The following is a 12,434-nucleotide window of genomic DNA, read 5'->3' on the forward strand; positions in this document are numbered from 1 at the left end:
CCGATGGGAGCGATCCGCATAGGTGCCGTCGCCGCGCATTTCGGGCGGGACCTCGACTTCGCCCTGCAACGCGTCACCACGCTCATCGACCACGCGCGTGCTTCGGGAGTCTCCCTGCTGGTGCTGCCGGACGCGGCACTCGGCGGCTACCTCGCGGACCTGCGCCACCCGGACCCGCACGCGTTGCCGCCCGCCCTCGAACGCGACAGCCCGCTGGTGGGGCAGATCGCCGCGCTGGCCGCCGAGATGGTCGTCTGCGTCGGCTACTGCGAGGCGGCCGACGGCGCCAGGTACAACGCCGCGGTGTGCGTGACCGGCGACGGGGTGCTCGGGCACCACCGCAAGGTGCACCAGCCGCCGGGGGAGACCGTCGCCTACTCGCCGGGCGACACGTTCGCCGCCTTCGACACGCCGGTCGGCCGGCTGGGCATGCTGATCGACTACGACAAGACGTTCCCGGAGTCGGCGCGGTCGCTGGCGCTCGACGGTGCCGAGATCGTGGCGTGCCTGTCCGCGTGGCCGACGAGCATCACCAACCGCGCGCCGCGGATGGCCCAGGACCGCCAGTCCCGCCTGTTCGACCTCTACGACCAGGCCCGTGCCGCCGAGAACCAGGTCGTGCTCGTCTCGTCGAACCAGACCGGCGCCCTGGGCGGGATGCGCTTCCTGGGGCAGGCCAAGGTGGTCGGCCCCGGCGGCGACGTCCTCGCCCGCACGTGGAGCAAGGCCGGCATCGCCGTCGCGGAGCTCGACGTGGCCGCGGAGATCGCCACCGCCCGCCGGGTGCTGCACCACCTCGGCGAGCTCAACCCGGCCGCCTACCGGAGAACGCCGTGAAGATCGCGCTGCTGAGCTACTCGACCAAACCCCGTGGCGGCGTCGTGCACACCCTCGCCCTCGCCGAAGCACTGGCGGCGGCCGGCGAGGACGTGACGGTGTGGACGCTCGGCCGTGGCGGCGACAGCGGCTTCTTCCGCCCCGTCGACCCGGCTGTGCGGCAGGAGATCGTGCCGTTCCCCGACGTCCGGGGCGAGGCGGTCGGCCCGCGCATCCTGCGGTCCATCGACACGCTGCGCGCCGCCTTCGACCCCGCCGGCTACGACGTCGTCCACGCCCAGGACTGCATCAGCGCCAACGCCGTCTCGCGGTGCGTCCGCACGGTCCACCACGTCGACCACTTCACCACTCCCGAGCTCATCGCCTGCCACGAACGCGCGATCAGGGAGCCGTTCGCGCACGTCTGCGTCTCCGCGGCCGTGGCGGACGAACTCCGGCAGGGCTGGGGAATCCGGGCCGACGTCATCCCGAACGGCGTGGACTCGCAACGGTTCGAGCTGGCGGCGCAAGACGTTCCCGGGCTGAGCCGGTGGCGTTCGCGACTGGGCCGCTACGTGCTGTCCGTGGGCGGTATCGAGCCGCGCAAGGGCACGCTGGACCTCCTGGAGGCATTCGCGCTGCTGCGGAAGTCCGAGCCGGAGATGCGGCTCGTGATAGCCGGCGGCGAGACCCTGTTCGACTACCGCGACTACCGCACCCGCTTCGACGCCCGCGCCGCCGAGCTGGGCGTCGAGCCCGTGGTCCTCGGCCCGGTCCACCACGACGAACTGCCGACCCTCGTCGCCGCCGCGAGCGTGTTCGCCTTCCCCTCCAACAAAGAGGGCTTCGGCCTGGCCGCGATGGAGGCCCTCGCCGCCGGAGTGCCCGTGGTGACCCGTGATCTGCCCGTGCTGCGCGAGGTCTTCGGCACCGTCGCCCGGTTCGCCACGGAGCCGGCCGGGTTCGCCGCTCAGCTGCGGGCCGCGTGCGCCGACCCCGGTTCTCGCCAGGCGGCGGGACGGGACCTCGCCGCCGGGTACAGCTGGGACAGGGCGGCCGCCCGGCACGTGGTCCTCTACCGCGGCCTGCTCGGGTAGAACCCCGCGCGCGGCCGAGCTCGGCCCTCCTGGGGGTGCTGAGCACGGTTTTAACGATCGTCTCAGGTCCGCTCGATAGGAAATGGGCGACGCGGCCACGGCCCCCGCACCGAACGGCGGCCGGACCGTCCACGTGACCCCGAAAGGCAGTCGCTCATGATCTCCGTGCTCGTGGTGGACGCCCAGCCGTTGCACCGCTTCGGGTTCCGCGTGCTGCTGGAGAGCTCCCCGGACACCGAGGTCGTCGGCGAGGCCGAGAACGGCGCCGAGGCCGTGCGGCGGGCTGCCGAGCTGCGTCCCGACGTGGTGCTGATGGACCTCCGCGGGCCGGGCGTCGACGGGATCGAGGCCACCCGGCGCATCGTCGCCGCCGGTGGGCGTTCGCGGATCCTCGTGCTGACGACGTCCGGCGTGGACCGGCACGCGTTCGCCGTGCTGCGGGCCGGGGCGAGCGGGTTCCTGCACGAGGACACCCGCCCGGAGGAGCTGCTCGCCGGCATCAGGGCCGTGGCCGCCGGGGACGCGGTGATCTCGCCCGCGCTGACCCGGCGGCTGCTCGACACGGTCGCCGACCAGCTCGGCGACGACCTCTGCGACGACCTGTGGCCGCCTGGGCAGGCGGATCCCCGGCTGGACTCCCTGACCGGCCGTGAACGCGAGATCCTCGTCGCCGTCGGCCACGGCCTCACCAACGGCGAGATCGCGCGCCGGTTCACATTGTCGGAGTCGACGGTGAAGACGCACGTCGGCCGGGTCCTCGCCAAGATCGGCGCACGGGACCGGATCCAGGCCGTCATCTTCGCCTACGACCTCAGGCTCACCCGGCCGGTCCTCACGCGAGCACGACCCGGCCCTCGACGACCTTGACCGGGATCCTGACCAGCGGTGCGGGTGCCGGCCCTCCGGTCACCTGCCCGGTCTCGTCGTACGTGGCGCCGTGACACGGACACCGGAACCCGGGACCGACGTACGACACCGGGCAGCCCTGATGACTGCAGGTGGCGTTGAACGCCAGGAACGCGTCCGGTGCCGGGCGCAGGAGGTGGGCGGGCGTCCCGTCGGGCATCGTGAAGCTCTTCGACGAGCCGACGGCGACGTCGTCGACGGCAGCGATCACCGGGCCGTGGCCCACCGGTGCCGCGGGCGGGCCGGCAGGGCGCCGGGCGAGCGCCAGCACGCTGCCCGCGGTGACTCCGGCCGCGGTCACCACCCCCGCGATCAGACCGCTCCGCAACAGGGTGCGCCGCTCGACGTCGTCCTGCACCGCCCCGTCCTCCTCCGGCGTGGGACGAGGCGGCAGGCCGAGTCCGTGCCGCACCTTCGCTCGGAGCCGGGCGCTCAGCGACCACACCCCGGCGTCGCCCGCGATCAGCAACGGCGTCCACGCGAAGGCGAACACGACGTCGGCCCCCACGTAGTACGGCCGAGTCGTCCAGCTCACCGTCAGGAAGAAGCCGAGCGAGAGGAGGACACCGCCGAGCGCGGCGAGCCGGGTGAACAGCCCGAGCAGCGTGCCGAGCCCGACCGCGACCTCCCCGAGAGCGATCGCCGGCCCGGCGACGGTCGCGTGGCCGGCGGTGAACGAGACCAGCGGGCCGATCGGGGAGGTCGCGGCGGCGTTCACCATCTGCGCGTGGACACCGAGCGGCGAGCCGCCGTCCAAGTAGCGCGGGTCGAGGAGCTTGGAGACACCGGCGTAGACGAAGGTGCCACCGAGAAAAGCTCGCAGCGGCAACAACATCCAGGCCGGTGACCGCAGCGGGGAATCCAGCCGCAGCCGGATCACCTGCGCGGGGAGACGGTCATGATGCCCGTGCACATCTCGTCGCTGGTGCCGTCGCCCCACACCACGTAGCGCGGCGGCAGCTTGCTCAGCTGCGGCAGCCGTTTGCGCAGACCCGCGTCGTGGGTGCACGTCACCCGGAGCGTGTCACCCGGACCGATGTCCACTGGCGCCGGCAGCTTCACCAGCCGCTGGTTGTCGAAGTCGAACTGCGGCACGTCCAGCACGACCTCGGCGTTCGGCTTGCCGGGGTTGAGCTCGACCTTGATGGAACGCCCGAGCAGGTGCATGTGCCCGAAACCGGCGAACAGCGTCATCGGCGCCTCCACCTCGTGGTCGCAGGTCTGGGTGTCGCCGGGCTTCGGCGCGCTCTGGCCGCACTCCTCCACCTGCCGGTCCGCGCTGCCGCCGACGTCCGGCCCGAACCGCTTCGTCACGTCCGCGATCGAGGCCGCCCTGTCACAGAGCGGACCCGACTCGTCGGCGGCGCAGGGCAGGTCGGTCGGTGCGTCGAGCGGCCACGTGTCGAGCTCGCGGGTCCGCGGAGTGCCGTCCGTCAGCCGCAGCCGCACCGCCGAGCGGTCCGACCCGGCCGGTTTGCCGTCGCTCGCGAGCAGGTTGTAGTGCATCTGGAGGACGATCAGGCTGCCCGGCTCCAGCTTGAAGCCGACGTCCTCGGTGAACAGCGTCTCCGCGGCGCCCGGCGCCCACGTGTCCACCCACGTCGCTTCCCCCTCTTCCACTTCGGCGCCCTTCACGCCGGTCCCGCCGAAACACTGCCAGCCCATGCCGGGGGTCTTCGCGTCCTGCTCGCGCACCGCGGCAGCGCCGCCCGGTGGCACCGCGTACACGATGGCGTGGTGGGCGAGGGCGACGTTTTCGGGCGTGACCTGGGTCCCGGTCAGGAACGCCGTCTTCGTGAGGCCCGGATCGATCACCTGGCACCGGTACTCGTCCGTGCCGCCACCCTCCGGCGGCGCGGGGGTGTAGGACTCGGCCATCTTCAGGTCGAGGAACCGCTCGCCGGCGCGCAGCGGCTCGGTCGGAGCCGGCGGCCGGCCCGCGTGCGCGTCGTGCGGACCGGGCGGGACGGGTGCCGCACCGGTGCCGGTGGGCGACCCGCAGGCGACGACGGCGAACGCCGTCGCCAGTGCCACGGTGGCCGCACCAAGCTTCCACAGTGGACTATCAGTCTTGGTCATGGCCTGAACGCTATGGCCGAGTCCGACCTGTTTCGTCCTACCGCGGTCGTCATTTCCGGAGGGAGGCGGTACGACGGTACTAGTCCGCTTCGTCCTCTTAGGACACTTGGGTTCAGTCGAGACCCGGCACGGCCGGAAGGTCGACCCGCAGCAGCGCGCCACCGCGGGCGGAACGGCCGACGGTGGCCCGGCCGCCGTGGGCGTCGACGACCCGGTGCACGATCGACAGCCCCAGACCGGATCCCGGCAACGCCCGCGCGCTGTCGGCGCGGTAGAACCGGTCGAACACCCGCGGCACGTCGGCGTCGTCGATGCCCGGCCCGGCGTCGTCGACCTCGAGCACCGCCGACGCGCCCTCGGTGCGGAGCCGGACCTGGACCGGCTGGTCCGCGGGGGACCACTTGCCGGCGTTGTCGACGAGGTTGAGCACCGCCCGTTGGAGCGCGGCGGGACGCCCGTTCACCCACGTGGAGGTCACGTCGAGCGCGACCTCGACGTCGGGCATGCGGGAACACGCCTGCGCCGCGGCGGCCACCACCACGTCCGCGAGGTCGAGCGGCTCGGTGTTCTCGTCGCCGACGTCGCCGCGCGCGAGGTCGGTCAGCTCGGCGGCGAGGGTGCTCAGCTCGGCCACCTGGGTGCCGAGGTCGGTGAGCAGCCGGGTGCGGCTCTCCGCCGGCAGCCCGCTGTCCAGGGCGCCGCGCCGGTCGAGCCGGATCAGCAGCTCTATGTTGAGGCGCAGGCTGGTGAGCGGGGTCTTGAGCTCGTGGGCGGCGTCCTCGGCGAGCAGCCGCTGGGCCCGCCGGGAGTCCCGGAGCGCGGCCAGCATGTCGTTGATGGACCGGATCAGCTGCCGGATCTCCCCACCGCCCTCATCCGGGATGTCGGCGTCGAGGTCCCTGGTGTGCGCGACACGGGCCGCGGCGGCGGTCAGCCGGTCGATCGGTGCCAGCCCGGTCCGCGCCACGGCCCGCCCGACGAGGGCGCCGCAGGCCACGCAGAGCAGCCCGATCAGCAGCATGCCGAACCCGAACTGGTTGACCGGGCTGTCGTCGGCGGCGCGGGCCACCTGGATCGCACCGCCGCCCGCCCGCGACGTGTAGACGAGGTAGCCGTCGTCGTCGCTGTCGCCCGATTCCATCAGGTCGGCGGACACACCCCGCGCCACGGTCTCAGCTTGCTCGCTGACCGGGGGCAGCGCGGGCTGGCCGTCCGGCGTCCGGATCGAGCCGTCGGGCAGGACGACCCGCACCAGCAGACCCGACCCGGGGTACGGCGGCAGCGGCACCTCTGCGAGACCGGCGCGCTCCGCGTTCGCCGCGAGGACGCGGGAGTCCGAGCGCAGCTGGTCCTCCGCGAAGTTCCGCAGCTGCCCGTCCAGCAGCTCGCTGGCCACCTGGAACGCCAGGAACACGCTGGCCGCGATGGCCGTCGCCGCGATCACCGTCAGCCTGGTCCGCAGGGACTGCCGGCGCCACCACCGGGTCAGGCGGCTCACGGAGGAGTCTCCCGCAGCGTGTACCCCAGGCCGCGCCGCGTGTGGAGCAACCGCGGCTCGCCCCCGGCCTCCATCTTGCGGCGCAGGTAGCTCACGTACACCTGGAGGTTGTTCGAGGTGATGCTCATGTCGAAGCCCCAGATCGCCTCGAACAGCTCGCCTCTGGTCAACACCCTCGTCGCGTTGCGCACGAGGACCTCCAGCAGGAAGAACTCGGTCCGGGTCAGGCGCAACGGCCGCCCGCCCCGCCACGCCTCCACCCTGTCCGGATCGACCAGGACGTCGGCGAACGCCAGTACCTGCGACTCCTCGTCGCCCGGCGTCCGGCGGCGCAGCAGGGCCCGGACCCTGGCCAGCAGCTCCTCGGTGGCGAACGGCTTGGGCAGGTAGTCGTCGGCGCCCGCGTCCAGCCCGGCGACCCGGTCGGACACCTGGTCCCGGGCGGTCAGCATCAGCACCGGCAGGTCCCTGCCCGCCGCCCGCAACCGCCGGCAGGTCTCCACCCCGCTGAGCCGGGGCATCATCACGTCGAGGATCAGCAGGTCCGGCGCGTCGTCACCGACCCCGTCGAGCACGGCGAGACCGTTGGCCACGGTGCTGGTGGCGTACCCCTCGACCTGAAGCACCCGCTCCAGCGACTCGCGGATGGCCGCCTCGTCGTCCGCGATCATGATCCGCACGCCCGGCCCGCCCTCCAGTCGGTTTTGCGGCTCATCGTTCCCGACCAACCTGAGCGCAGCGTTAGAGCCCCGCCGGTCCACGTCGGTGCCGCCGAACTTGACGTTGAGTGACGACGGGCAGACCCGGATGGGCCCTTGTTTTAGCTTTCCCGGAAGGCGAACTCTGTGGTCCGCGCCAGCGTCCTCCGCCACCACGTCGCCCACGACCAGAGCAACCCGGCAACCGGTACGCCGCCATCGGTCGGCCACGACAGGAGAACCCATGCGTCCGAGAACGAACGCTGTCTCGATCATGACCGCGGCGGCAGCCGTGGTGGCGGCCGCGATCGTCGCGAACCCCGTGTCCGTGCAGGCCGTGGACGCGCCCGCGTGCGTGGTCGGCTACCAGGTCGACCAGTGGAGCACCGGCTTCGTGGCCCAGGTCAAGGTGACCAACAACGGCGCGCCGGTCGACGGCTGGACGCTGACGTGGACCTTCGCCGGTGACCAGCGCGTCACCTCGGGGTGGAACGCCGACCTCACGCAGTCCGGAAAGGTCGTGACCGCGAAGAACCAGGCGTTCAACCGCGGCATCGCCACCGGCGCGTCCGTCCAGTTCGGATTCCAGGCGTCCTTCCAGGGCACCAACGACGCTCCGGCGGACTTCACCCTCAACGGCTTGCGCTGCAACGACACCAACCCGCCGACGACGACCACTACCACCACAACGACGACGACCACGACCACGACACCGCAAGTGCCACCAGGTTGTCCGAGCGGCGCGTTCTGCGACGGCTTCGAGAACCAGACGGGGACGACGCCGGCGGGGGACTGGTCGCTCGTGTTCCCGAACTGCCAAGGAGCCGGCACCGCGACCGTCGACACCTCGACCGCACACAGCGGGAGCAAGTCGGTCCGGATCAACGGCCGCGCCGGCTACTGCAACCACGTGTTCCTCGCGACGTCCAGGGGAACGAGCGGATCCGGCCTGTACGCGCGGTTCTACGTGCGGCACACCACCGCGCTGCCGGAGGCGCACGTGACCTTCGCGGCCATGAAGGACACCGCCGACGGCGGCAAGGACCTGCGGATGGGCGGCCAGAACCGCGCCCTGCAGTGGAACCGCGAGTCCGACGACGCGACGCTGCCGGAGCAGAGCCCCGCCGGGGTCGCGCAGAGCACCCCGCTGGCGGTCGACCAGTGGACCTGCGTGGAGTTCGGGATCACCGGTGCGGAACTGCGCACCTGGGTCAACGGCACCGAGGTCGCCGGTCTGCGCGTGGACGGCGTTCCGACGCAGGACGTGGACTCGCAGTGGTTGCGCCGCAGCGGATGGCGGCCCGCTTTGAGCGATTTCCGGCTCGGCTGGGAGAGCTATGGGAACGGCGATGACACGTTGTGGTTCGACGACATCGTGATGGGGACGTCTCGGGTCGGCTGTTCCTGAGGCCCGGCCGGCACGGTCAGGCGTGGCCCGATCGTGCCGGCCGGCGTCCTGCCTTCGACGCACACTCAGCGTTCCAGGATCTTGCGGACCTTGTCACGGGCGCGCGGGGAAAGCCGGCGTTTCGCGACCAGTTCCCGCAGAGCCCGCTTCCCGCGTTCCGCATTCAGTTCCACCGCCCGCTCGCCCGCCTCGATGAGAACGTCGTCGTGATCCTGATCGCCGACGACGTGGAGCAAGGCCTCGAGAGCCTGCTTGTCGGGAAGCAGGCAGGCGAGCCTGACCCGGATCTGGCCGCCCCGGCGGGTTCTGACGATCTTGTTGATCACCTCTGCGCCGAGCTTCCGGTCGAGGTCGAGAAGCGCGGTGGCGGCCTGCACTCGTTGGTCGGCCGGCCCCGCCTGCAACACCTGTTGACGCAACACGGGCTTTCCTCGTGCGCCGGCTTCCAGCGCGAGGCTCAGCTGGAAGGCGCGGTCCGCGGTGAACTTGCCCGCCAGGCGCGCCATCAGCTGTTCGCCCAGGTCCTGGTTCATCCCGGCGACCTTGCGCGCGGCGGTACGAGCGGCTTCCTTGTCGGAGGTGGTGGTCGCGATGTGCTGGTAGAGGCCAAGGGTCTTGGCTTTGTCGAAGACGCCGAGCTCGACGACGCGGATGCGGAACGGCGCCTGGATTCGACTGTCCCGCGCGAGCTCCTCGAGTGCCGTTGCCGCGGCTGCGGGCGCGAGCGCGTGTGCCTCGGAAAGCAGCGTCAGCTGGCCGGGGTCCGCCGGCTTGTAGCTCTGCGCGATGTCGACGAGGAGTCGGCCACCGATACGCCTGTCGATCTCGGCGACCCCGCGGGCCGCCTTGATCCTGCGATCGCGGTCCTTTCTCGAGTTCGCGGCGAACTCGCGCAGCGCGTCGACGGGGCCGCGCTGTTCGACGATGCTGAGCGCGGCCTTGAGCTGTGTGTCCTCGTCCTCCACCTCACGCGACAGCCGGGCGAGGTCCGAGAACCGGCGGCTCGGCACGAGCTCACCGATCAGGTGCACCGCGTCCAGCCGCACCGGTCCGGCGATCTTGCGTCCCGTTGGCCAGGCGACCTCGTCCGTGATGCGCAGCGCGACGTCCGCGTCCACGTCGCGGATCGTCTTGGCGATCTTCACCGGCGTGGAGTCGGAACGCGTCGTGCTCGCGAACTGTTCGGCCGCCGCGACCGCCCTCGCGGGGTCGGCGTCGACCAACGCGACGAGCAACCCCAACCGTGCAGCGTCGGAGATGTCGAGGCCACTGCCGACCTTCTCGGCCCACAGCTCGGTGTCACCGGTGAGCTTCGCCGCCTCCGCCTGAAGGTCGCCCATGTCCGGAGTGTTCGCGAGACCGCGCAAGGCGCTGTCTCCCAGCTCTTCGTGACGCTGTTGGATCGTCAGGGCGACTTCGAGCCGCTCGAGCGGTTTGCCGGACAGCGTTTCCGCCAGCACGCGAAGCACCTGCCAGGCGCGAGCGGGATCGTGCTTGGCCAACTCGTCGACGGCGTTGAGCCGTCGCAACGAGGAGATCGTCCGCAGCCGGCCCAGCCGTTCCAGCGCGTCGAGGGTCTCCACGGGCTCGAGCACGTGCAACGTGCTGACAGTCGCCTGCCAGGCGGTGAGCTCCCGGCCGGGCTGAGTGAGGTGCTCGCGCAGGATTTCGACCGTCTTCACACGGAGATCGTCCGCGCTCACCAACCCGCGGTGCAGCAGTTCGGCGACGAAATGCACGTTGGGGTCGCAGTGCTTCCGGCTCAGCAACACGTCGAGTCGCTTGCGCATCGCGGCTTCGGCGTGGGGCCACCACAACGCCACCTGGTAGAGCTGCGTCTCGCTGTCCGGCCACGGCCACGTGGCGAGAGGACGGAGGAACTTCCGCATGGGCCGCCACCATCGCGGGCCGCGTGGGTACTCCCGGACGAAGTGACAGGCGGCCAGGTAGTCAGCGACGCCGTCAGGCACGAAACAGGTCACACCGCCGCGCTTGGCGACGACATCGTGCTCCACCAGCAACTGGTGGAGCGAGGCACCCTGCTCGCGCTCGTCGAGCAGGTTGATCGCTGCTGCCTTCGCGAGCGCGTCGGCGAAATCCAGGTCGCGACATCGGAAGGCGATCTCTTCGAGGAACGGACGTGCCTTGCCGTTGACGAGCGGCGAGCCCTCCACCACCGCGACGTGCCGCATCACGGCCTGCTCGAGCGACTCGATCTTCCCGGGCTCTGGGCGAGGTGGCTCGTCGGAGGTCGTCACACGGGAACATGCTAGATCCGTCCGATGATTCGTTACTGGACAACAACATGACAGTTCCGGTCGTCTCGTCCGACTGTGGCGCAGCGGATTCGTGCGATCGGCCGATTGCGGTGACGTGGCTCGCGGTAGCGACGCCTTCGTGCACCGGCTGACAGGTCGGTGAGCAATTAGTCCACTGTGGATGGTGAGGCCGCTGCCGACAACCCGGCTGCGCGGTCAGCGAGGTCGGCTCGCCGCCCGCTTGACGGTCCTGATCACCGGCGCGGTCTCGACGTGGGTGATCGACGGAAGCGCGGCCACGCGGGTCGTCAGATACCGGTAGAGCTCCTGCTGGTTCGCGCACACCACGCTGGCGTACAGGTTCGTCGGCCCGGTCGTGGCGGCGGCGAACGCGATCTGGGGGTGTCCGGCCAGTGCCGCGCCCGCGTCCTCCAGGTGGGCGGGAGCGACCGAGAGCCAGAGCAGGGTTCGGCTGCCTACGCCGAACAACCTGCCGTCCACGTCGATGTCCGAGTACAGCACCCCGCGCTCGCGCAGCTCCGCCATCCTGCGGCGGACCGTCGTCGGTGACCAGCCGGTCGCCAGAGCCAGCCGCTCGATCTCGCTGACGCACTGGTTCGGTCGGGCGCGATCGAGGGCTACCGCTCTCACGATCTCGCACCGCTAGGTCAGGAGAGCAGGCCGCGCACGAAGGCCGCCTGCCCGACGTGCTGCAGGTCGTCCTCGAGCACGCTCACCAGCCGCACCGCACGGGTCACGGGCGGATCCCAGGACTCGTCGACCACCTCCGACAGGTCCGCCGCCTCGACCCCGCGCAGGTAGTCCTGCGTGCGTGCACACACCGCCTCGTGGTAGCCGAGCAGCAACCCGGCCGAGGCGACCACGGCGGCGACCTGCTCGTCGTCGTGGCCGTACCCGGTGTCCTCGGGCGGCAGGGGCAGGCCGAAGCGGTCCGCCCACCCGTCGGTCTCCCACACCTGGCCGGTGCCGGCCAGGTCGGCCACGTGGTCGTCCTGCACTCGGGTCAGGTGCCAGACGAGCCAGGCGATCGAGTTCGAGGTGCCGTTCACCCGGTGCGCGAGCTGGTCGTCCGACAGCCCTTCCAGGACCCGGGACACGGCGTGCCGCACGCGGTCGAACCCGTCCAGCAGCACGTCCGTCGCGTTGATCTCGCTCATGGTTCCTCTACTACCCGCACCCGGTCCCGTCTGCACATCGGGCGGAAGGAGACGCCACACCCGATGGACTTTTCAAGGCCTGGTCAGGCGACGCAGAACTCGTTTCCCTCGGGGTCGTGCATGACGACGTGCCCGAGGACCCCGTCGTCTTCCAACTCCTCGCGCACGGCCGTCGCCCCCGCGACGACCAGCTCGCCGACCTTCGCGCGGATCAGGCGTTCCCGTTCGGTCATGTCCCAGGGCGGCTCGCCCGCCACCCGGATGTCGACGTGCATCCGGTTCTTGGCGGTCTTCGGCTCGGGGACCCGGAGAAAACCGATCGCCGGACCCCTGCCGGCCGGGTCGATGATCGACGCGCCGTCCGGGAAGTCGTAGCCGGGCTCGGCCACGTACCCGAGTGCCAGCGCCCAGAACGCGGCGAGCCGGCGAGGATCGACAGCGTCGCAGCCGAGCGTCCAATGAGTAGCCACGCCCGGCACGGTACCCCGGCAGAACC

General features: G+C 71.3%; 11 protein-coding genes and 1 pseudogene. 4 read left to right on the plus strand and 8 right to left on the minus strand.

The annotated features are described in order from the left end of the window. Nucleotides 1-3: 3 nt before the first annotated feature. From ACFWV3_RS25605 to ACFWV3_RS25615, 3 genes are all read left to right on the plus strand, one after another. Complete coding sequence (locus ACFWV3_RS25605; protein WP_382414403.1) at nucleotides 4-837, plus strand: carbon-nitrogen hydrolase family protein; 834 nt, start codon at nucleotides 4-6, stop codon at nucleotides 835-837. Beyond that, nucleotides 834-1,913, plus strand: coding sequence for an MSMEG_0565 family glycosyltransferase (locus ACFWV3_RS25610; protein ID WP_382414405.1), 1,080 nt, complete (start codon nucleotides 834-836; stop codon nucleotides 1,911-1,913). The genes ACFWV3_RS25605 and ACFWV3_RS25610 overlap by 4 nt, the downstream gene beginning before the upstream one ends. 156 nt (nucleotides 1,914-2,069) lie before the next feature. Beyond that, nucleotides 2,070-2,780 (plus strand): response regulator, encoded by a 711-nt coding sequence (locus ACFWV3_RS25615; protein ID WP_382414407.1) that lies wholly within the window; start codon nucleotides 2,070-2,072, stop codon nucleotides 2,778-2,780. Here ACFWV3_RS25615 and ACFWV3_RS25620 read toward each other — a convergent pair. The 4 genes from ACFWV3_RS25620 to ACFWV3_RS25635 all read right to left on the minus strand — a co-directional run bounded on the left by ACFWV3_RS25620 (nucleotide 2,746) and on the right by ACFWV3_RS25635 (nucleotide 7,076). After that, the gene (locus ACFWV3_RS25620) at nucleotides 2,746-3,699 is read right to left on the minus strand and encodes a Rieske 2Fe-2S domain-containing protein (protein ID WP_382414409.1); all 954 of its coding nucleotides are present in this window, start codon (nucleotides 3,697-3,699) and stop codon (nucleotides 2,746-2,748) included. The two genes, ACFWV3_RS25615 and ACFWV3_RS25620, sit on opposite strands and share 35 nt — an antisense overlap. Then, a complete protein-coding gene (locus ACFWV3_RS25625; RefSeq protein WP_382414411.1) occupies nucleotides 3,696-4,898 on the minus strand; it encodes a hypothetical protein in 1,203 nt (400 codons plus the stop codon). The genes ACFWV3_RS25620 and ACFWV3_RS25625 overlap by 4 nt, the downstream gene beginning before the upstream one ends. Nucleotides 4,899-5,010: 112 nt before the next feature. Beyond that, a complete protein-coding gene (locus ACFWV3_RS25630) occupies nucleotides 5,011-6,396 on the minus strand; it encodes an ATP-binding protein (protein WP_382414413.1) in 1,386 nt (461 codons plus the stop codon). Beyond that, complete coding sequence (locus ACFWV3_RS25635) at nucleotides 6,393-7,076, minus strand: response regulator transcription factor (RefSeq protein WP_382414415.1); 684 nt, start codon at nucleotides 7,074-7,076, stop codon at nucleotides 6,393-6,395. Before ACFWV3_RS25635 ends, ACFWV3_RS25630 begins: the two co-directional genes overlap by 4 nt. A gap of 262 nt (nucleotides 7,077-7,338) precedes the next feature. On the opposite strand from ACFWV3_RS25635, the gene ACFWV3_RS25640 reads away from it, so the two are divergent. Beyond that, nucleotides 7,339-8,502, plus strand: a complete 1,164-nt coding sequence (locus ACFWV3_RS25640) for a cellulose-binding domain-containing protein (RefSeq protein ID WP_382414417.1) — start codon at nucleotides 7,339-7,341, stop codon at nucleotides 8,500-8,502. A 65-nt stretch (nucleotides 8,503-8,567) separates the two neighbouring features. On the opposite strand, the gene ACFWV3_RS25645 is transcribed toward ACFWV3_RS25640, so the two are convergent. The 4 genes and pseudogenes from ACFWV3_RS25645 to ACFWV3_RS25660 all read right to left on the minus strand — a co-directional run bounded on the left by ACFWV3_RS25645 (nucleotide 8,568) and on the right by ACFWV3_RS25660 (nucleotide 12,408). Then, nucleotides 8,568-10,760 carry a hypothetical protein gene (locus tag ACFWV3_RS25645; RefSeq protein ID WP_382414419.1) on the minus strand — a complete coding sequence of 731 codons (2,193 nt, stop codon included), beginning with the start codon at nucleotides 10,758-10,760 and terminating at the stop codon, nucleotides 8,568-8,570. 216 nt (nucleotides 10,761-10,976) lie between these two features. Beyond that, nucleotides 10,977-11,366, minus strand: a pseudogene (locus tag ACFWV3_RS25650) (Lrp/AsnC family transcriptional regulator); the annotation flags it as partial. A gap of 62 nt (nucleotides 11,367-11,428) precedes the next feature. Further along, complete coding sequence (locus ACFWV3_RS25655; RefSeq protein ID WP_382414650.1) at nucleotides 11,429-11,929, minus strand: DUF664 domain-containing protein; 501 nt, start codon at nucleotides 11,927-11,929, stop codon at nucleotides 11,429-11,431. A 92-nt stretch (nucleotides 11,930-12,021) separates the two neighbouring features. Beyond that, the gene (locus ACFWV3_RS25660; protein ID WP_382414421.1) at nucleotides 12,022-12,408 is read right to left on the minus strand and encodes a VOC family protein; all 387 of its coding nucleotides are present in this window, start codon (nucleotides 12,406-12,408) and stop codon (nucleotides 12,022-12,024) included. Between the last annotated feature and the right edge of the window lie 26 nt (nucleotides 12,409-12,434).

The organism is Lentzea sp. NPDC059081 (genome assembly GCF_042738015.1).
In the GTDB taxonomy this organism is placed as follows: domain Bacteria; phylum Actinomycetota; class Actinomycetes; order Mycobacteriales; family Pseudonocardiaceae; genus Lentzea.

What these genes read in the sequence shown, in the direction of transcription:
- ACFWV3_RS25605 (WP_382414403.1), top strand. Translation starts at nt 4, where the DNA reads ATGGGAGCGATCCGCATAGGTGCCGTCGCCGCGCATTTCGGGCGGGAC.
- ACFWV3_RS25615 (WP_382414407.1), top strand. Translation starts at nt 2,070, where the DNA reads ATGATCTCCGTGCTCGTGGTGGACGCCCAGCCGTTGCACCGCTTCGGG.
- ACFWV3_RS25625 (WP_382414411.1), bottom strand. Translation starts at nt 4,898, where the DNA reads ATGACCAAGACTGATAGTCCACTGTGGAAGCTTGGTGCGGCCACCGTG.
- ACFWV3_RS25640 (WP_382414417.1), top strand. Translation starts at nt 7,339, where the DNA reads ATGCGTCCGAGAACGAACGCTGTCTCGATCATGACCGCGGCGGCAGCC.